The following is a 17,423-nucleotide window of genomic DNA, read 5'->3' as shown; positions in this document are numbered from 1 at the left end:
CTAGAAGTAATAGCGGCTGATCGTGTCGGCCACACAGCCGGGCTTCGCTTCGCCCTCGATCTCGACGGTCACGCGAATCCATGCCTGCACGCCGCCCTCGAGCGGCTCGACACGCAGCAGCTCGCCGACGCCGCGCACACGCGCACCGACCTTCACCGGCGCGGGGAAACGGATCTTGTCGCAGCCGTAGTTGACGCCGAGCCGCGCGCCGTCGATCCGCACGATCTGCGGCAGGAAGTAATTGACGAGCGACAACGTCAGGTACCCATGCGCGATACACGCGCCGAACGGACCGTCCTTCGCGCGCTCCGGGTCGACGTGCACCCATTGGTGGTCGCCCGTTGCGTCGGCGAAACCGTCGATGCGGATCTGTTCGATCGCGAGCCATGCGCTCGCGCCGAGCGTGTCGCCGACGGCCTCGGCCAGTTCGCCGGGATGCGCGAACACGCGGGGCGTCGCGAGCACGAGGTCGAGGGTCGTGCTCATCATGCGTGCTGGCTGCTGACCGACAGCACTTCGCCCGTCATGTACGACGCGTAATCGCTTGCAAGGAACACCATCACGTTCGCGACCTCCCAGACTTCGGCGGCGCGCCCGAAGGCTTCGCGCGACGCCAGTTGATTCAGCAAGTCGGCCGGGGCCGACTTCTTCAGAAAATCGTGCATCGCGATGCTCGGCGCGACCGCGTTGATGCGCACGCCGTATGGCGACGCCTCGAGCGCCGCGCAGCGCGTGAGCGCCATCACGCCCGCCTTCGCGGCCGCGTAGTGCGCCTGTTCCGCCTGTGCGCGCCAGCCGAGCACCGATGCGTTGTTGACGATCGCGCCGCGGCCGCGGGCCTGCATGTGCGGCAGCATCGCGCGCGTCATCCGGAACGTCCCGGTCAGGCTAATGTCGATCACGCGCGACCATTCGGCATCGTCCATATCGACGATGCGGGTCGAGCCGCCGAGCCCGGCGTTGTTGATCAGCACGTCGACGCCGTCGAGCTGGTCCTGCGCTTGCGCGACCAGCGCCTGCACGTCGGCCTCGACCGCGACGTTGCACAGGCGGCCGTAGACCTGCTGCAGCCCCGTTTCGGCACGCAGCGTCTCGACCGCCTGCTCGAGGCGCTTTTCGTGGATGTCGGAGATGAACAGCGCGCGGCAACCTTCTTCCGCGCAGCGGCGCGCGGCCGCGAAGCCGATGCCGGCACCGGCGGCGGCCGTGATCAGCACGGATTTGCCGGCGAGCAGCTGGTGGCCCGGCACGTAGGCCGGCGCTTTCTGGATCTGGGGTTCGGTCATGCGTTACCTCGCGGTTCTCTGGGCATGCCGAGCCCGCGCTCGGCCATGATGTTGAGCTGGATTTCGTTGGTGCCCGCGTAGATCGTGTCCGCGCGGGAGAACAGGAATACGCGCTGCAGATGGGTGAGTTTTTCGTCGGCCGGATCGATCACGTTCGCGCGGGCCCCCAGTGCATCCATCGCGAGCTGGCCGAGGTCGCGGTGCCAGTTCGACCAGAAATACTTGTAGATCAGCGCCTCGCGGCGCAGCGGCGTGCCGGCGCCGGCATCGGCGCCATCCGCACCGGACAGCATCCGCAGCGCGTTGTAGCGCATCACGCGAAGCCCGGCCCACGCGCGGCCGATCCGCTGGCGCAGCACCGGGTCGCGATCCGCGCCCGATTCGCGCGCGGCGTCGATCACCCATTCGAGCTCGCGGACGAACTGCATCTGCTGGCCGAGCGTCGACATCCCGCGCTCGAAGCCGAGCAGCGTCATCGCGATCCCCCAGCCGTCGCCGGGTGCGCCGACGAGGTCGCGGGCTTGCGCTCGCGCGCCGTCGAAGAACACTTCGTTGAATTCGGCGCCGCCGTTGAGCTGTTTGATCGGCCGGATCTCGATGCCCGGCTGGTCGAGCGGCATCAGCAGGAACGACAATCCCTTGTTGCCCTTCGACGCCGGGTCGGTACGCGCGAGCACGAAGATCCAGTCGGAATCGTGTGCGAGCGACGTCCAGACCTTCTGGCCGGCCACGCGCCACGTGCCGTCCGCATCCTGTTCGGCACGCGTGCGCACGTTGGCCAGGTCCGAACCCGCGCCCGGTTCCGAATACCCCTGGCACCAGAACTGCGTGCCCGCCAGGATGCCGGGCAGGAAGCGCGCGCGCTGGTCGTCGGTGCCGCACGCAACGAGCGTCGGCCCGAGCAGCCCTTCGCCGATGTGCCCCATCCGACCGGGGCCGCCTGCGCGTGCATATTCCTCGTGGAAGATCACCTGTTCGGCAACCGAGAAGCCGCGCCCGCCGGCGTCCGTCGGCCAGCCGAGCCCGGTCCAGCCGCCCTTCGCCAGTTCCTGCTCCCACGCCTTGCGCAGCTCGGGCCACGCTTCCTCGTCGCCTGGGCCGCCGCGGTATTTCAGGCATGCGAAGTCGCCGGTCAGGTGCGATTGCACCCAGTCGGCCACTTCGTGCCGCAATTGCTGTTCGCGCGTCTCGCTGTTCATTGCAGGGCTCCTGCGCGTGCGGCCGACGGGCGAGATGCCGCCGCGGCGGGCGGTGCGAACGCTTCGACGCGAGCCGATGCGCCGCCGTCGATCGCATGACACGCGATCCATTCGAGCAGTTGCGGCGTGCTGCCGAACTGCGCACCCGACGCCTGTGCGCGCTTGAAATAGAGATGCGGGTCGTATTCCCACGTAAAGCCGACGCCGCCGTGCAGCTGGATCGCTTCCTGTGCGCAGAACGCATACGCGTCGTTCGCGGCGGATTTCGCGGCGGCGATGTCGGCGCGCAATGCGTCGCTCGGTGTCGCGCCGCCGGCTTCCGCGTCCCACGCGTGTGCGGCTCCGAGCACGGCCGAGCGCGCGGACTCGATCAGCACCATCATCTGTGCGCAACGGTGCTTGACCGCCTGGAACGACGCGATCGCGCGGCCGAACTGCACGCGCTGGCTCGTATAGTCGAGCGTCAGGTCGAGGCATTGCTGGGCGCCGCCGAGTTGTTCGGCGGCCAGCGCAAGTGCTGCGAACCAGGCGGTGCGCTCCAGCACCTGTGCTGCCGCGTTGCCGCACGCGAACAGCCCGTCGCGGTTCACGCGGACTTCGTCGAGCACGATCCGCGCGATCGGCCGCGTGGCGTCGAGCGAGTCCAGCGGCGTGACGTCGAGCCCCGACGCCGTCGCGACATCGATCGCGAACAAGCCGATCGACTGCCCTTCGTTCGCGATCCGCGCGGGCACCAGCAGCAGGTCGGCATGCGCGCCGTCGATCACCTGTTCGACCGTGCCGGACAGCGCATAACCGCCAGCCGCTTCTTCCGCGATTACCGGCAGTTGCCGCGCACCGGCCGGCAGGTCGAACGGCAGCGCCAGCGTCGCGCTGCACGCACCTTCGGCGATCTTCGCGAGCCAGCCGTTTGCCGACGGCGTATCGGCGCAGCCTGCGAGCGCGGTCGCCGCGAGGCACGCCGTCGAAAAATACGGCACGCACGCAATGCGCCGGCCGAGCTGTTCCATCAGCACCGTCTGCTCGACGGCACCGAGCCCCAGCCCGCCGGCCGCCTCGGGCAATGCGAGCGCATTCCAGCCAAGCTCGCCTGCCAGCGCGGCCCACAACGCATCGTCGCGGCCGGCCGACTGCTCGAGCGCGCGGCGCACGTCGGCGGACGCGCTGCGTTCGGCGAGCACGTCGGCCGCTGCGTCGCGGATCATCGCCTGTTCGTCGGTGAGCGCCAGATCCATCGTCAGCTCCCGTACACGCGCTGCGCGGGCCGCGCAGCGGCGAGCAGCTGGGTGACCGCCGGGCCAACCTCGGCCGCCGCCCAGCGCGCGCCGCGATCGATGCTCGGGCCGGTGCGCCAGCCTTCGGCGACCGCGATCATCCCGCCCGCGACCTCGAACACCTGGCCCGTCACGTCGGCCGACAGCGCGCTGCCGAGCCACACGACCAGCGGCGCGACGTTGGCCGGATCGAAGTAGTCGAAGCCGCCGTCCTCGGGCTTCTTCATCATGTCGGCGAACACGCCTTCGGTCATCGACGTGCGCGCGGCCGGCGCGAGCGCGTTCACGCGCACGCCGTAGCGCTGCAGCTCGGCCGCCTGCATCAGCGTGAGCGCGGCGATCCCCGCCTTCGCCGCGCCGTAGTTCGACTGGCCGATCGAGCCTTGCAGCCCGGCGCCCGAACTCGTGTTGACGATCCGCGCGTCGACCGCATGGCCGGCTTTCGCCGCGTCGCGCCACAAGCGCGCCAGCACGCTCGACAGGCAGAAGTGGCCGCGCAGGTGCACGCGCATCACGTCGTCCCAGTCGGTTTCCGTCATGCTCGTGAACATCTTGTCGCGGCAGATGCCCGCGTTGTTGACGAGCACGTGTATGTCGCCGAATGCTGTGTGTGCCGCGTCGACGATACGCTGCGCGGTGTCGACGCGCGTGATGTCGTCGGCATTGGCAAGCGCGCGACCGCCGCGCTGCGCGATCTCGTCGACGACCGCCTGTGCGGCGTCGTGCCGGATGTCGTTGACGACGACCGCCGCGCCTTCGGCCGCGAATGCCAGCGCGTATTCGCGCCCGAGCCCGCCGCCCGCGCCGGTGATGATGACGGTGCGTCCGTTACAGATTCCCATGCTCATGCCTCGTGGATCGTGAAAGATGGCGCGCTCACAGGCGCTCGATGATCGTGACGTTCGCGAGGCCGCCGCCTTCGCACATCGTCTGCAGCCCGTAGCGGCCGCCCGTGCGTTCCAGCTCGTGCAGCAGCGTCGTCATCAGCCGTGCGCCGGTCGCGCCGAGCGGATGGCCGAGCGCGATGCCGCCGCCGTTCGGGTTGGTTTTTTCGTGCGGGAAACGCGTGTCGGCGAGCCATGCCTGCGCGACCGATGCGAATGCCTCGTTCATCTCGACGACGTCGATCTGCGACCAGTCGAGGCCGCTCTTCTCCAGCGCGGCCTTCGTCGCCGGAATCGGCGCGGTGAGCATCCACAACGGATCGTCGCCGAGCACGCTCAGGTGATGGATGCGTGCGCGAGGCGTGAGGTCATAGCGCTTCAATGCATCCTCCGACACGATCAGCAGCGCGGCGGCCGCGTCGCAGGTCTGGCTCGCGACGGCCGCCGTCAGCGAGCCGCCCGGCATCAGCGGTTCGAGCGTCGCCATCTTTTCGAGCGACGTGTCCGGGCGCGGCGTCTCGTCGTGCATCACGCCTTCGAGCGGCACGATTTCCCGCTTGAAATGCCCGGCTTCGATCGCCGCCACCGCGCGACGATGGCTTTCGAGCGCATACCGCTCCATCTCGTCGCGTGACAGGTTCCAGTGATCGGCGATCCGCTGCGCGGCGACGAACTGCGACACCGGCGCATCGCCGAAGCGCGCGCGCCAGCCGGTGCTGCCCGAGAACGGGTCGTCGAAGCCGAGCGGCGCCGCGCTCGTCATCGCGGACGAGATCGGGATCTGCGTCATCGTCTGCACGCCGCCGGCCACCACCACGTCCTGCACCCCGCTCATCACCGCCTGCGCGGCAAAGTGCACGGCCTGCTGCGACGAGCCGCACTGGCGGTCGACCGTCACGCCCGGCACCTGCAGCGGCAGCCCGGCCGCGAGCCAGCAGGTGCGCGCGATGTTGCCCGCGAGCGGGCCGATCGTATCGACGCAGCCGAACACCACGTCGTCGTATTCATCGGCGGGAATCGCGTTGCGCTCGACCAGCGTCCTCAGCACGAAGCCGCCGAGGTCGGCCGCATGCACGTGCGCGAGCCCGCCCTTGCGGCGGCCGGTCGGCGTGCGCAGCGCGTCGACGATATAGGCTTGTTTCATCAGTTCGTTTCCTCGAAGTCGAAGGTCTGCGCGGGGCCGATCGGCAATGCGTCGCCGAGAATCGCGTCGGCCACGCGGGCCTTGTGGAACGCGCTGTCGCCCCAGCTGCCGGAGAGCGCCCAGATGCGTTTCATGAAGATCTGCAGGTCGAGCTCCCACGTGTAGCCGATCGCACCGTGCACCTGCATCGAATGGCGCGCGGCCAGCTGCGCCGCCGACATCGCCGCGAGCTTCGCGTGCGACACGAATACCGCGCGCTGCGGGTGGTCGTCGGCGATCGCCTGTGCGGCGCGTGCCACCACCGGTCGGGCGAACTCGTAGCGGATCGCGACGTCCGCAAGCAGGTGCTTGAGCGCCTGGTACGACCCGATCGCCTTGCCGAACTGCTTGCGCTGCGCGCTGTAGTCGATCGCGACGTCGAGCACGCGCTGCGTGAGGCCGAGCAACTGCGCGGCGACCGCGAACGCGCCGTGGTCGAGCGCGCGATTCAGCAGCGGCGCGGCCGCGTCGGCGCTCGCGATGCGCGTGGCCGGCGACGGCTCCCAGTCGAGCGTGAACAGCCGCCGCGACGGGTCGACGCTGTCGACCGCACGCCAGGCGCACTGCGCGGGATCGACGCGGTGCAATTCGCCGCGGTGCTCGCACAGCAGCGTCTGCGCGACGTGGACATCGGCCGCATACGGGTTCACCGGATGCACGAGCGCGACGCGCGCGCGCCCTTCGGCGATGTCGCGCAGCAGCGCGTCGCGCCAGTCGCTCGCCGGCAGCCGCGCCAGCACGCCGGCCGACACGAGCGCCGTGTCGAGCAACGGTTCGGGGCTGCCGAAATAGCCGTAGGCCTGCGCGAGCAGCGCCCATTCCGCTTCGGTCAGGCCGAGGCCGCTGTACGCCTCGGGCACCGACACGGCCGTCAGCCCCTGCGACGCGAACAGCGCCCACAGGTCGTCCGAGCGCCCGGTCGGCGTGGCCCACAGCTCGCGGATCAGCTCGGGCGTCATCTCGGTCATCAGCAGGCGCTTCACGCTGTCCGCGAGCGCTTCCTGGTCTTCATCGAATACGAAATCCATACGATGTCCGTTCTGTAAAGGTGGCGCCGGCGCGCTTACGCGCGCGGCATGCCGAGCATCCGTTCGGCGACGATGTTGCGCTGGATCTCGTTGGTGCCCGCGTAGATCGTGCCGGCCTGGGCGAACAGGAAGCCGTCGAGCCAGTGGCCGAGCGTCGCGTGCTGCGCGGCCGTCTGCGGGACGACCTCGCCGTGCGCGCCGAGGATGTCGAGCGCGGTCTGGTGCATGCGCAGGTCGAGCTCCGACCAGAACACCTTGTTGGTGCTCGACTCCGCGCCGATATGGCCGCCCTTAAGCAACCGGCTCGCGGTCGCGTAGGTCGACAGCGCGTAGGCCTGCGCATCCATCCACGCCTGCACGACGCGTTCGCGCAGCGTCGGATCGCGATCGGCGCTGTCACGGTGCGCGAGATACAGGTCGCGCAGCGCCTGCGCGGTGCGCTGGAACCGTGCCGGCGAACGCAGCATCAGCCCGCGCTCGAAGCCGGCCGTCGCCATCGCGACCTGCCAGCCCGTGCCTTCGGCCGCAAGCCGGTTCTCGACCGGCACGCGCACGTCGTCGAAGAAGATTTCCGCGAAACCCGTCTGCCCGTTCAGCTGGCGGATCGGCCGCACCGTGATGCCCGGCGCGGACAGCGGCACCATCAGGAACGTGAGCCCGTGGTGGCGCGACGATTCGGGATCGCTGCGAAAGAGGCCGAACAGCCAGTCGGCCCACACCGCGCGCGTCGACCAGATCTTCTGGCCGTTCAGCACGTATTCGTCGCCGATGCGGGCGGCCGTCGTGCGGATCGCGGCCATGTCCGAGCCCGCGTTCGGCTCCGACCAGCCCTGCGCCCATACGTGCTCGCCGGCCGCCATCGCGGGCAGGAAGCGCGCCTTCTGCTCCGCCGTGCCGAAATCCATCAGCGTCGGGCCGAGCAGGAAGATGCCGTTCTGGTTCACGCGCATCGGCGCGTCGGCGCGCCAGTACTCTTCCTCGAAGATCAGCCACTCGATCAGGTCGCAGCCGCGCCCGCCGAGCTCGCGCGGCCACGTGACCATGCTCCAGCGTCCCGAATGCAGCGTGCGCTCCCATTCGCGGTGCGCGGCGAAGCCTTCCTCGGTGTCGAAGCTCGGCAGCCGCTCGCGCGGCACGTGCGCGGCGAGCCATGCGCGGATCTGCGCGCGAAACGCCTGTTGCTGCGGCGTATAGGTCAGGTTCATACGCGGGCCTCCTCGACGCTCGCCTGCGCGTCGAAACGCGCATCGCGCTTCTCGACGAACGCGGCGCGCGCTTCCGTCGAGTCGTTCGTCATGTATGCCTGCAGCGTGAAGCCCTGCTCCCAGCGGTACTTGCTCTCGAGATCGCCGTCTTCGACGCCGTTCAGCGCTTCCTTCGCGAGCCGCACCATCGCCGGGCTCTTCTCCGCGATCTTGCGGGCGATCGCGAGCGCCGCGTCGCGCAGCGTGTCGCGCGTCACGACCTGCTCGACCGCACCGAGGCGGTACGCTTCGGCCGCGTCGATCATGTCGCCGGTGAAGTACATCGCGCGCACCTTCTGCACGCCGAACAGACGCTGCAGATGCGCGCCGCCGCCCATCGCGCCGCGGTCGATCTCGGGCACGCCGAAACGCGCGCAGTCGGCTGCGACGACGATGTCAGCCGCGCCGCAAATGCCGATCCCGCCGCCGAGCACGAAGCCGTGCACGGCCGCGATCACCGGCTTCGGGTTGCGGTGCACCGCGCGGAACGTCTCGTAGTTGCCCGCGTTGACGGCGACGATCCGCTCCGGGTGCGCGGCCAGTTCCTTGATGTCGACGCCCGCGCAGAAGCCGCGCCCTTCGCCGCGCACGACGATCACACGTACGCCGTCGTCCTCGCCGAGCGCGTCGAGCGCACGCGAGAGCGCGTGCCAGCCCTGCGCGTCGATCGCGTTTACGGGCGGATGGGCGATCACCAGTTCGGCGATGCCGTCGGCGCGATCGATCCGGAACGGCATCGCGCCGGCCGGTTGTTTGGATGTTGTCATCTGCACTGCCTCCCTGTGATGTCTTTCAAGCCGTCACGCCGCCTGGGTCGCCGCCGCGCCGCGCAATGCGGCCAGAGCGTCGAGCCGCTCGCCGGCTTCCGCGACGATCCGCGCGATCAATGCGTCGCAGGAATCGATCGCGCCGATCATCGCGGCCGCCTGGCCGCTCGGCAGCACGCCTTCATCCGGGCGGCCCTCGACGATCGCGCGCTGGATCAGGAACGGCGCGTTCGCGGCCATCAGCGTCTGGCTGGCGGTGTAGTCGTGCGAGCGCAGCGCCTTGATCGCGAGGCCGAGCATGTCGCCCGTGCTCAGGCCGTTCTGGCGCCGCCACGCTTCGGCGGTCTTCAGCGCGAACCACGTGCGGCGCAGCGGGCCGAAGCGTTCGAGCTTCAGCAGGTACGGGTTGTCGATCATTCGTTGCGGCAGCCCGTCGAGCGCGTCCGATACGCGAATGCGCGCCGGGTCGCCCACCGCGACGTAGCGCTCGAGCGTCTCGCGCGGCACCGGCGACTCGGCGCTCATCAGGAAGCGCGTGCCCATCGCGATGCCGGCCGCGCCGTAAGCGAGCGCGGCGGCCAGCCCGCGACCGTCGAAAAAGCCGCCGGCCGCAACCACCGGCACGCGCACCGCGTCGAGCACCTTCGGCAACAGCAGCGTGGTCGGCACCGATCCCGTGTGGCCGCCGCCTTCCGCGCCCTGCACGGTGACGATGTCCGCGCCGAGTTCGACCGCTTTCGCCGCATGCTTCGGCGCGCCGACGGTCGGCATGCAGACGATGCCGGCATCCTTGAAGCGGCGGATCGTCTTCGCATCGGGCCCGCGGCCGTAGCTCACCGCGCGCAGCTTGTGCTTGATCGCGAGCTCGACGACCTGCTGCGCGTTCTTCTGGAACATGTGGAAATTGATGCCGAACGGCTGGTCCGTCAGCGACTTCACCTTCAGGATCTCGGCCTCGACCTGCCCGGGCTCGAGCGTCGCGCCGGCCAGGAAGCCGAAGCCGCCCGCGTTGGCGGTCGCCGCGACGAGCCGCGCGTCGGCCACCCAGCCCATCGCGGTCTGCACGATCGGGTAGCGGCAACCGAGCAGGTCGCACAAAGGCGTGTGCAGCGTCGTGCTCATGCGGCGGCTCCGTTGACGGCAACCGGTGCCGGTGCCTGCGCCTGCGCGTCGCTGCGGTCCGCGCCGTTCGGCTGGCGCTGCGAGCTGGCCATGCTGCGTGCGTCGTAGCCGCCGAGACGGTCGCCGCTCACCAGTTCGTTGTGCGCATGCGCGAAGTGATGCCATGCAAACGCCGCGTCCATCGCCGCGCGCTTGCCCTGCAGTTCCTCGACGTGGTTCAGCGCCTGCTTGGTCAGCGTGAGCCCGAGGCGCGGCATCGTCGCGATCTTCGCGGCGATCGCGTAGGTTGCGTCGTGCAGCCGCTCGCGCGGCACCACGCGGTTGACCATCCCCATCTGGTACGCACGCTCGGCCGGCATCCGCTCGCCGAGGAACAGGAATTCCTTCGCGATGCGCGGGTTCAGCTCGTACGCATGCGCGAAATACTCGACGCCCGGAATCCCCATCCGTACGACCGGATCGGCGAAGAACGCATCCTCCGACGCGACGATCAGGTCGCACACCCACGCGAGCATCAGGCCGCCCGCGATGCACGCGCCCTGCACCATCGCGATCGTCGGCTTCGGCAGGTCGCGCCAGCGCCGGCACATCCCGAGGTACACCTCCTGCTCGCGGGCATAGAGGAATTCGCCGCCTTCCTTGTCGACGTGGTCGTACCACAGCGACGCGCGGTCGAACGACTCGTGGATGTCGCGTCCCGGCGTGCCGATGTCGTGGCCCGCCGAGAAATGCTTGCCCGCGCCCGCGAGCACGATCGCCTTCACCGCGTCGTCGTGCGCCGCGCGCCGGAACGCCGCGTCGAGCGCATACGTCATCTTCGAGTTCTGCGCGTTGTGATACTCGGGGCGGTTCATCGTGATCGTCGCGATGCCGTTCTCGACCGCGTAATCGACGACACCGTCGCCGAAGGTCACCTGGGTCGCTTCCATGTCTGACCTCATCCCCGGCGCGGCGCCGGATTGTTGCGCACGATCGTCGCGCGCAAGTTGTGCGGATCGAGCGCACGGACGATGCGCAGGTCTTCCGCGTTCGGCGGGGCCGTCGTGCCGAGGTCGGGTGCGGCGAACAGCGGGAAGCCCGTCGCGTCCTGCACCTCGTCGAAGCTCACGCCCGGATGCAGCGAACGCACGCGGATCGCATGGTCCGGCCCGCCGAAATCCATCACGCACAGGTCGGTGACGATGCTGCGCAGGTCGACGAAGGTCTTCATCCCGGGCAGCCGGCGCGCCGGGTTGTAGCCGACCGTGCACACCATGTCGACTTCGCGTTCGACGAACGTGCGCTTGCCGTGGCCGCTGACGAAGAACGAGTTCGCGTGGTTCGTCGTGTTGCCGGGGAAGCCGCGCGCGCCGAGCAGCTGGGTTTTCGGGCGCGCGTAGTCGTCGCCGAGCCACGAGATGTTCGCCTGGCCGAAGCGGTCGATCTGCGTCGGCATCACGAGCGCATGGCGGCGGCCGTGCCACAGGCAGTCGAACACGCGCTCGTAGGTCATCCAGCCGCTCGCCTTCACGCGATAGCCGTCGGGGCGGGGCCCGAGCGGCACCGGCTCCTCGACGAGATACGCTTCGCCGTCGGTCAGCATCAGCCCGTTGTTGTATGCGAGCCGCGCGAGGCCGGCCGCGAGCCGCGGGCCCGTGCCGATGCCGGTCGCGAGCACTTCGCCGTCGTCGCGCCAGAGCCGCGCGGACGCGACGATCATCAGTTCCGCGAGGGAATGGTCGAGAGATTCGCTCACAGGCGCTCCTTTACAGAATCGGCAACGGCAGCGTCGTCACGTGCGACAGGCCGCCGACGCCTTCGAGGTACCGGCGTTCGTCCTGGCCGACCACGTCGCGCAGGTACGCCGTCGTTTTCGCATCGTCTTCCGCGCTCGCGCAGTACGCGCGCAGGTGCGGCAGGTCCCAGCCGTAGGCGGGCCCGCACGACGTCGGGTGCGCGCCGCCCGGCGCATGCACGACGCCGGTGACGAGCGAGCGCTCGAACGGGTTACGTTTGGCGGCGTCGAGGTCCTCGCTCGCGAGCGACGCATCGACCGTTTCCGCCGACACGTAGCAGCGCTGTGCGGCCCGCGCCATCCACGCATCGAAGAACGGATCCGGGCCGTCGATGCGCGTATTGCCCATCCGGTCGGCCGCGTTCACGTGCAGCAGCGCGACGTCGAGTTCGATCGCGGGCATCGCGAGCAGCGTTTCGCCGTCGTCGTACGGCGATTGCACGGTGCGCAGTTGCGGCGCGTGATCGAGCAGCGCGGTGCCGAGCCCGGCTCGCGTCGGCAGGAACGGCAGGCGCGCGGCGGCCGCGCGCAGGCCGAGCTGCAGCATCCCTTCGTCGAGTTCCAGCACGTCGACGCGGCCCTGCTCGCGAGCGCGGCGGAAATGCGGTTCGAGCGGAATCACGTCGAGCGACACGAAGCCGAACACCACCTTGCGCACCTTGTTCGCCGCGCACAGCAGGCCGACATCGGCGCCGCCGTACGCGACGATCGTCAGGTCCTTCAGGTTCGAGCGCGCGATTTCGCGCACCAGCGCCATCGGCTTGCGCCGCGGCCCCCATCCGCCGATGCCGATCGTCATGCCGTCGGCGAGTTGCGCGACCACGTCGCGCGCGGACATCGTCTTGTCGAGAGGTTTCATCGTCATCGTGCTGGCTTACCGGTATCCGATGCTGAAATCGTGGCCCCACTGGCTCACCTTCGTGGCCTCGAATACCGCGTGCTTCGACCAGTCGACCGTGAGGCCGCCGAAGCCGTATTCGAGATCGAAGCCACCGGGGGTCTTCATGTAGAAAGAGATCATCTGGTCGTTGCAGTGACGGCCCAGCGTCGCGGACATCTTCACGTCGTGCGCGGCCACGCGGTCGAGCGCACGGCCCACTTCGTCCATCGAGTCGACTTCGGCCATCACGTGCACGCAGCCCGACGGCACGGCCATCTCGAACAGCGCGAGGCTGTGATGGCGCGCGTTGCGGCAGTGCATGAAGTGGATGCGTTTCTCGGGTTCGGCCGGATCGGGCGTGAACTTCACGCGATAGATGTCGGACAGCTCGAAGCCGAGCACATCGCGCACGAATGCGTCGGTCGCGTCGAACTGCGGCGCGGGCAGCACCGCGTGGCCGAGCCCCATGTCGCCGGTGACGAAGCGCGCGACGCCCAGCGGCGACACGAAGCGGCGGAAGTCGCAGCGCGCGCCCCAGTACAGCTCGTGGCGGTTGCCGGACGGATCGGTACACCACGCCATCGCCTGCACGCGGCGCAGCGCGGCTTCGTCGCGGGTGGCGCGCACCGGCTCGACACCCGCGCGCTGCAGTGCCGCCAGCGCGGCATCGAACGCGGCGCCGTCGGGGAGCTCCCAGCCCGACGCGAAATAGCGGTCGGTCGAGCCGGGAACGATCACGTAGCGGAAATCGCGCTCGTCCATCTTCAGGTACAGCGCGCCGTCGGGTGCGTCGAGCGCCTGCATGCCCAGCACGTCTTCCGCATAGCGGCGCCACGCATCGACGCGCGTCGCCTCGACGACGACATAGCCAAGCGCACGGACATCGATCATGTCGGCCTCCTCCTGGTTCAGAATCCGTTGTTCGTGAAAGGATTCTGGCCGGTCGGGGGTGGTGTCACATCGTCTGTTGGGACGAGAGGCGGCGGGGAATTGGCGCGGCACATGTGCGCGCGCAAGCCCGGTGGGACGGGCTATACATGCGGGAGGAGACGGGAAGCAGGTGCAGGTTGCCGCAGCGCGGCAACCCGGATCAGTCGAACGGGTTCAGCAGCTTGACGCCGGTGCGGGCGAAATCCGCGACGTTGCGCGTGACCACCGTGAGATCGTTGATCAGCGCGGTGGCCGCGATCAGCTTGTCGAGTTCGTGCGTCGGATCGGGTACGCGCAAATGCCCCCACATCTGGCTGATCTCGATGTCGACCGGCAGGATGTTCGGCGCATAGCCGGACAGGATGGTCGCCATCCAGGCCTCGAGCGCCGACGCCTGGGGATGATCGCCGCGATGACGGATCAGATCGACGCCGCGGCGAAGTTCAGCAACCGTTACGACGGAAAGATAAAGCGGGCTTGCGTCCGCCGCGGCCTGCCTGAAAAACGCCCGCACGCCACGGTTGGTTCGCTTGCCCTTCCTGATTTCGCTGATGATATTCGTGTCAATCAAATACACGCCTGGCCTCGCCGGAATCCTGAACACGTTGAAAATCCGCGTCGTCGCCAACATCGGGCATGCTCATCAGCACTTGCGCAAATGTCTTCCGCTTCGGCCGGCCGAGCGCATCGGCCAGGATGGCCCGATGTTCGGCCTCGGCACTCCTGCCATTTGCCGCAGCCTGCTCGCGCAGGCTCTGAACGATACTGTCATCCACGTTACGCACCAGTAGATTTGCCATGAGTTCCTCCATCCGGGTTTGATATCAATGATAGCGCCACGAGGGCGAATTGCAATCATTGCTATCATCGCCGTTGACGGAAGGAGGACGGTGATTGGCGTCGGCGAACGGCAACGGGCCGCATGAAACCTCTCGGCATGCGCCGCTCGCCCGACGGGTCGAATTGCTGTCTGCAAGGTGAGCCGGAACGGAACGGCAGGAAAGACGGCCGATCGGCTATTCGCCGCGTCTTGTGAAGGCGCACGCACACGCTGCAGCGACGCGGCTGCATTCACCGCGTCCGCGCGCCGTACTCGCGTCGGTCGTCAAACGGCAGTCTTGCCAACCCTCGTTGCCACGCCCGTTTCGGCGATGCCGGCATTGCCCGCACCGGCACACGCAATGACGTCTCGACCGCTCAGAACCGATACGAAATCCCGATCTGCAAAACCGGGTACCACCGGTAGCGCGACATCACCTGCCGCAGAGAATCCAGCCCGCTCGCGGCCAGGATCTGGCTCTTCGCCGGCCCGGCCGCAGCTGCCAGTTCAGGCGACAGCGTGTACGAACATTTCGGTATCCCGTACGCCACGCCGAGATCGGCAACGAACCCCAGCCCCTTGGAAGCCGGCCGGTGCCCGTAACCGATCCCGAAGTACGGCATCACGGTCGGATAGCGCTTGCCGCCGAACACGTAAGAGCCGTTGGTCGGCACCGATACGCCACGGAGATCATCGTCGTTGAAGCGCAGGCCGAGCGTCGCCTGGAAGCCGCTGCCTCGCCATGGAATCGTGGCGTGGTGACCGCTTGTCGTGCAGATCCGGCAACGTTTTCCGGATGCAGCGACGCGTTCGATCCGGAAGCGAACCCGCGTCGCCATGACGTCGCAGCTACTCCCGGGAACCAAGCGCTTCTGCCAGCCAGATTGATTTACACTTCGGCGTCCAACCCCACCCACGTTATCGATGACGAAGTCTGCTCCGCCCCCCAATAGTCAGCGCGTATTCGGACTGGATATACTGCGCGCGCTCGCAGTTCTCCTCGTTCTCGCCAGCCATACCGTGGTGCATGGGGCGCCGCCTGCGTGGCTGAGATGGTACTTCTGGGCACAGGGGACGATCGGCGTAGAGATCTTTTACGTTCTGAGCGGGTTCCTGATCGGCAGCGTGCTGATCCGGTCCCGGAAAGCGGGCAAGCTCAAGGCCCTGGGCGATGTTCTTGACTTCTGGAAACGCCGCTGGGCACGCACCCTCCCGCTCTATGTCTTCTTCCTGCTCGTCTATCTACGCTTCGACTACCACGGCCCGGCATCCCTCGATGTCGCGTGGCCGTTCTTCCTCTTTCTCCAGAATCTGGCCTGGCCGACAGGACCATTCTTCGAGCACTCGTGGAGCCTGGCCGTCGAAGAATGGTTCTACCTGTTGCTCCCGTTCGTATTTCTCGCCGCCGCAAGCACGCTGAAATCAAACGGACGTGCGATGCTCGCAACGTGTGCCGTGTTCATCGTGGGCCCGCTTGTCGCAAGGATCGTTTTTGGCTGGCACGCGCAGTCGCTATCGGATGTCGATCGCCATGTTCGATCCATCGTATTGTGCCGACTGGATTCCCTGTTCATTGGGGTAATCGTCGCGTATATCCGCATCGAACGACCGAAACAGTTTGCGCGTCTTGCATCGCTCTGGAAATTTGCGTTGCCGATATTTGTCGTCCTGACGCTCTATTTCGCGTGCGGTGCGCCTTATCTCGTCACCAATGCCATCGTCCGCACGATGGCATACCCGATGCTGTCCGTCGTCATCGCCGCGTTGCTTCCCGCAGCGATGACCATTCGCACGTCGGGCAGTCGTCTGCTCGATCGCTTCATCGACTGGACCAGTCGGATTTCGTACTCCCTCTACCTGGGACACATCTGCATGCTGACGCTGGTGCTCGGCATGTTTGCAAAATACGGATGGTCAATCGAAAGCCATCGCACGACGCTCATCCTGTATGTCATCCTGGCCTGCTTCTATTTCGCATTCGCGCATCTGACATACATGTTCGTCGAGCAGCCCTACATCCGGCTTCGCGACAAGGTCATGGGAAACAGCGACGAGCGAAGCGGATGCAATGCTGTGAGCGTTCCCTCAGTCCGGCCGGAAGCCCCGGAAAAGCGTTCTCCGAAAGTGCTTGCGAACGTGCAACACATCGAGCATCGGTAGCAGGGCCATCAGGCGAATCGGAAATGCAAAGGCCGCTTGCAACGAGCGGCCAGCCCTTCGCGTTCGGTCGGCCGTGCTACAACCCATACCCACCCGACACATTCAACTGCTGCCCGGTAATGTAATTGGCCCGGTCCGACGCCAGAAACACCGCCGCCCGTCCGACATCGTGCGCCTTCCCCCAGCGCTTGAGCGCGAGCATCTTCTGCGTCTCGTCGATCCACGCCTGGTCGAACTGCCTCTGTTCGAGCAGCACCGGAAACATCCCGGCCTCGATCACACCGACCAGGATCGAATTCGCGCGAATGTCGTAACGCCCCTCCTCGCGCGCCAGCCCTTTCACCAGCGCCTCGTTCGCCGCCTTCGGCGCGACCGACAGCCCGTCGCGATCCGGCCAGCGCAGGTGCCCGGCTGACCCGAGCGTCACGAACGATCCGCCGCCCGACGCACGGAAGTGCGGCAACGCAGCCTTCGCCGCCACGAAGAAGCCGACCGTCTCGACGTCGATCGCGCGGCGCCAGTCGTCGTGCGTCATGTCGCCGATATGACGCTGGTTCACGAACGGCCCGGCCGCCCAGACGACCGTATGCACGCGGCCATGCGCGTCGATCGCCGCCGCGAGCGCGGCATCGACCTGTTCGGGATCGGTCACGTCCACGCAGTGCGTGGTGGCCGCGACGCCTTCGCCGCGAATGTCGCGCGCCACGCGCTCGGCCACGTCGGCCTTGCTCCGATAGCCCAACGCGACCGGCACGCCGGCACGCGCAAACTCGAGCGCGACACCCTGCCCGATCCCGCCGCTGCCGCCGAACACCAGCACCGCGCCCTGTGCAAACCCGTTGTCGTTCATGCGCTCATCCCGTTCGTTTATC

The 17,423-nt window shown here is 67.9% G+C and carries 18 protein-coding genes and 1 pseudogene; 1 reads left to right on the top strand and 18 read right to left on the bottom strand.

Annotated features, from left to right (window positions below; translation table 11 throughout):
- The 17 genes and pseudogenes from FFS49_RS18115 to FFS49_RS18035 form a co-directional block, all read right to left on the bottom strand.
- Positions 1–486 carry a MaoC family dehydratase gene (locus tag FFS49_RS18115; protein ID WP_105816602.1) on the bottom strand — a complete coding sequence of 162 codons (486 nt, stop codon included), beginning with the start codon at positions 484–486 and terminating at the stop codon, positions 1–3.
- The gene (locus FFS49_RS18110) at positions 486–1,286 is read right to left on the bottom strand and encodes an SDR family oxidoreductase (protein ID WP_039350841.1); all 801 of its coding nucleotides are present in this window, start codon (positions 1,284–1,286) and stop codon (positions 486–488) included. Before FFS49_RS18110 ends, FFS49_RS18115 begins: the two co-directional genes overlap by 1 nt.
- Positions 1,283–2,485, bottom strand: a complete 1,203-nt coding sequence (locus tag FFS49_RS18105; protein ID WP_105816528.1) for an acyl-CoA dehydrogenase family protein — start codon at positions 2,483–2,485, stop codon at positions 1,283–1,285. The genes FFS49_RS18110 and FFS49_RS18105 overlap by 4 nt, the downstream gene beginning before the upstream one ends.
- The gene (locus FFS49_RS18100; protein WP_105816529.1) at positions 2,482–3,720 is read right to left on the bottom strand and encodes an acyl-CoA dehydrogenase family protein; all 1,239 of its coding nucleotides are present in this window, start codon (positions 3,718–3,720) and stop codon (positions 2,482–2,484) included. Before FFS49_RS18100 ends, FFS49_RS18105 begins: the two co-directional genes overlap by 4 nt.
- A 2-nt stretch (positions 3,721–3,722) precedes the next feature.
- Entirely contained in the window at positions 3,723–4,601 is an 879-nt protein-coding gene (locus tag FFS49_RS18095) for an SDR family oxidoreductase (RefSeq protein WP_105816530.1), read from the bottom strand.
- Between the two features lie 34 nt (positions 4,602–4,635).
- Positions 4,636–5,787, bottom strand: coding sequence for an acetyl-CoA C-acetyltransferase (locus tag FFS49_RS18090; protein WP_105816531.1), 1,152 nt, complete (start codon positions 5,785–5,787; stop codon positions 4,636–4,638).
- Positions 5,787–6,854: an acyl-CoA dehydrogenase family protein gene (locus FFS49_RS18085; protein WP_105816532.1), complete on the bottom strand. Its 1,068-nt coding sequence runs from the start codon at positions 6,852–6,854 to the stop codon at positions 5,787–5,789. Before FFS49_RS18085 ends, FFS49_RS18090 begins: the two co-directional genes overlap by 1 nt.
- Before the next feature lie 35 nt (positions 6,855–6,889).
- On the bottom strand, positions 6,890–8,059 hold the full coding sequence (locus FFS49_RS18080; protein WP_137909839.1) for an acyl-CoA dehydrogenase family protein: 1,170 nt from the start codon (positions 8,057–8,059) through the stop codon (positions 6,890–6,892).
- Positions 8,056–8,865: an enoyl-CoA hydratase family protein gene (locus tag FFS49_RS18075; protein ID WP_105816534.1), complete on the bottom strand. Its 810-nt coding sequence runs from the start codon at positions 8,863–8,865 to the stop codon at positions 8,056–8,058. The genes FFS49_RS18080 and FFS49_RS18075 overlap by 4 nt, the downstream gene beginning before the upstream one ends.
- A 33-nt stretch (positions 8,866–8,898) precedes the next feature.
- Entirely contained in the window at positions 8,899–9,987 is a 1,089-nt protein-coding gene (locus tag FFS49_RS18070) for a nitronate monooxygenase (RefSeq protein WP_105816535.1), read from the bottom strand.
- Positions 9,984–10,916, bottom strand: coding sequence for an enoyl-CoA hydratase (locus tag FFS49_RS18065; RefSeq protein WP_071332494.1), 933 nt, complete (start codon positions 10,914–10,916; stop codon positions 9,984–9,986). The genes FFS49_RS18070 and FFS49_RS18065 overlap by 4 nt, the downstream gene beginning before the upstream one ends.
- A gap of 8 nt (positions 10,917–10,924) precedes the next feature.
- Positions 10,925–11,722 carry a ketoacid CoA transferase gene (locus tag FFS49_RS18060; protein WP_105816536.1) on the bottom strand — a complete coding sequence of 266 codons (798 nt, stop codon included), beginning with the start codon at positions 11,720–11,722 and terminating at the stop codon, positions 10,925–10,927.
- A gap of 10 nt (positions 11,723–11,732) precedes the next feature.
- Positions 11,733–12,626 (bottom strand): CoA-transferase, encoded by an 894-nt coding sequence (locus FFS49_RS18055; RefSeq protein ID WP_046547957.1) that lies wholly within the window; start codon positions 12,624–12,626, stop codon positions 11,733–11,735.
- Positions 12,627–12,635: 9 nt separating this feature from the next.
- On the bottom strand, positions 12,636–13,532 hold the full coding sequence (locus tag FFS49_RS18050; RefSeq protein WP_039350875.1) for a VOC family protein: 897 nt from the start codon (positions 13,530–13,532) through the stop codon (positions 12,636–12,638).
- 199 nt (positions 13,533–13,731) lie between these two features.
- On the bottom strand, positions 13,732–14,148 hold the full coding sequence (locus tag FFS49_RS18045) for a type II toxin-antitoxin system VapC family toxin (protein ID WP_226285408.1): 417 nt from the start codon (positions 14,146–14,148) through the stop codon (positions 13,732–13,734).
- Entirely contained in the window at positions 14,135–14,371 is a 237-nt protein-coding gene (locus tag FFS49_RS18040; RefSeq protein ID WP_039351245.1) for a DNA-binding protein, read from the bottom strand. The genes FFS49_RS18045 and FFS49_RS18040 overlap by 14 nt, the downstream gene beginning before the upstream one ends.
- A 397-nt stretch (positions 14,372–14,768) precedes the next feature.
- A pseudogene (locus FFS49_RS18035) lies at positions 14,769–15,155 on the bottom strand (hypothetical protein); the annotation flags it as partial.
- 160 nt (positions 15,156–15,315) lie between these two features.
- Between FFS49_RS18035 and FFS49_RS18030 the strand changes: the two are divergent.
- A complete protein-coding gene (locus FFS49_RS18030; RefSeq protein WP_105816538.1) occupies positions 15,316–16,551 on the top strand; it encodes an acyltransferase in 1,236 nt (411 codons plus the stop codon).
- Between the two features lie 76 nt (positions 16,552–16,627).
- Here FFS49_RS18030 and FFS49_RS18025 read toward each other — a convergent pair whose 3' ends face one another.
- Positions 16,628–17,401: an SDR family oxidoreductase gene (locus FFS49_RS18025; protein ID WP_105816539.1), complete on the bottom strand. Its 774-nt coding sequence runs from the start codon at positions 17,399–17,401 to the stop codon at positions 16,628–16,630.
- Positions 17,402–17,423 lie beyond the last annotated feature (22 nt).

Origin of the sequence: Burkholderia sp. 4NA327C6, assembly GCF_005502655.1 — a bacterium.
In the GTDB taxonomy this organism is placed as follows: domain Bacteria; phylum Pseudomonadota; class Gammaproteobacteria; order Burkholderiales; family Burkholderiaceae; genus Burkholderia; species Burkholderia contaminans.
Note: the sequence above shows the minus strand (reverse complement) of the source record. Positions and strands in the feature narration are given on the sequence as shown.

What these genes read in the sequence shown, in the direction of transcription:
- FFS49_RS18095 (WP_105816530.1), bottom strand. Translation starts at nt 4,601, where the DNA reads ATGGGAATCTGTAACGGACGCACCGTCATCATCACCGGCGCGGGCGGC.
- FFS49_RS18030 (WP_105816538.1), top strand. Translation starts at nt 15,316, where the DNA reads ATGACGAAGTCTGCTCCGCCCCCCAATAGTCAGCGCGTATTCGGACTG.
- FFS49_RS18100 (WP_105816529.1), bottom strand. Translation starts at nt 3,720, where the DNA reads ATGGATCTGGCGCTCACCGACGAACAGGCGATGATCCGCGACGCAGCG.
- FFS49_RS18070 (WP_105816535.1), bottom strand. Translation starts at nt 9,987, where the DNA reads ATGAGCACGACGCTGCACACGCCTTTGTGCGACCTGCTCGGTTGCCGC.
- FFS49_RS18040 (WP_039351245.1), bottom strand. Translation starts at nt 14,371, where the DNA reads ATGGCAAATCTACTGGTGCGTAACGTGGATGACAGTATCGTTCAGAGC.
- FFS49_RS18085 (WP_105816532.1), bottom strand. Translation starts at nt 6,854, where the DNA reads ATGGATTTCGTATTCGATGAAGACCAGGAAGCGCTCGCGGACAGCGTG.
- FFS49_RS18110 (WP_039350841.1), bottom strand. Translation starts at nt 1,286, where the DNA reads ATGACCGAACCCCAGATCCAGAAAGCGCCGGCCTACGTGCCGGGCCAC.
- FFS49_RS18025 (WP_105816539.1), bottom strand. Translation starts at nt 17,401, where the DNA reads ATGAACGACAACGGGTTTGCACAGGGCGCGGTGCTGGTGTTCGGCGGC.
- FFS49_RS18055 (WP_046547957.1), bottom strand. Translation starts at nt 12,626, where the DNA reads ATGACGATGAAACCTCTCGACAAGACGATGTCCGCGCGCGACGTGGTC.
- FFS49_RS18075 (WP_105816534.1), bottom strand. Translation starts at nt 8,865, where the DNA reads ATGACAACATCCAAACAACCGGCCGGCGCGATGCCGTTCCGGATCGAT.
- FFS49_RS18050 (WP_039350875.1), bottom strand. Translation starts at nt 13,532, where the DNA reads ATGATCGATGTCCGTGCGCTTGGCTATGTCGTCGTCGAGGCGACGCGC.
- FFS49_RS18105 (WP_105816528.1), bottom strand. Translation starts at nt 2,485, where the DNA reads ATGAACAGCGAGACGCGCGAACAGCAATTGCGGCACGAAGTGGCCGAC.
- FFS49_RS18080 (WP_137909839.1), bottom strand. Translation starts at nt 8,059, where the DNA reads ATGAACCTGACCTATACGCCGCAGCAACAGGCGTTTCGCGCGCAGATC.
- FFS49_RS18065 (WP_071332494.1), bottom strand. Translation starts at nt 10,916, where the DNA reads ATGGAAGCGACCCAGGTGACCTTCGGCGACGGTGTCGTCGATTACGCG.
- FFS49_RS18115 (WP_105816602.1), bottom strand. Translation starts at nt 486, where the DNA reads ATGAGCACGACCCTCGACCTCGTGCTCGCGACGCCCCGCGTGTTCGCG.
- FFS49_RS18090 (WP_105816531.1), bottom strand. Translation starts at nt 5,787, where the DNA reads ATGAAACAAGCCTATATCGTCGACGCGCTGCGCACGCCGACCGGCCGC.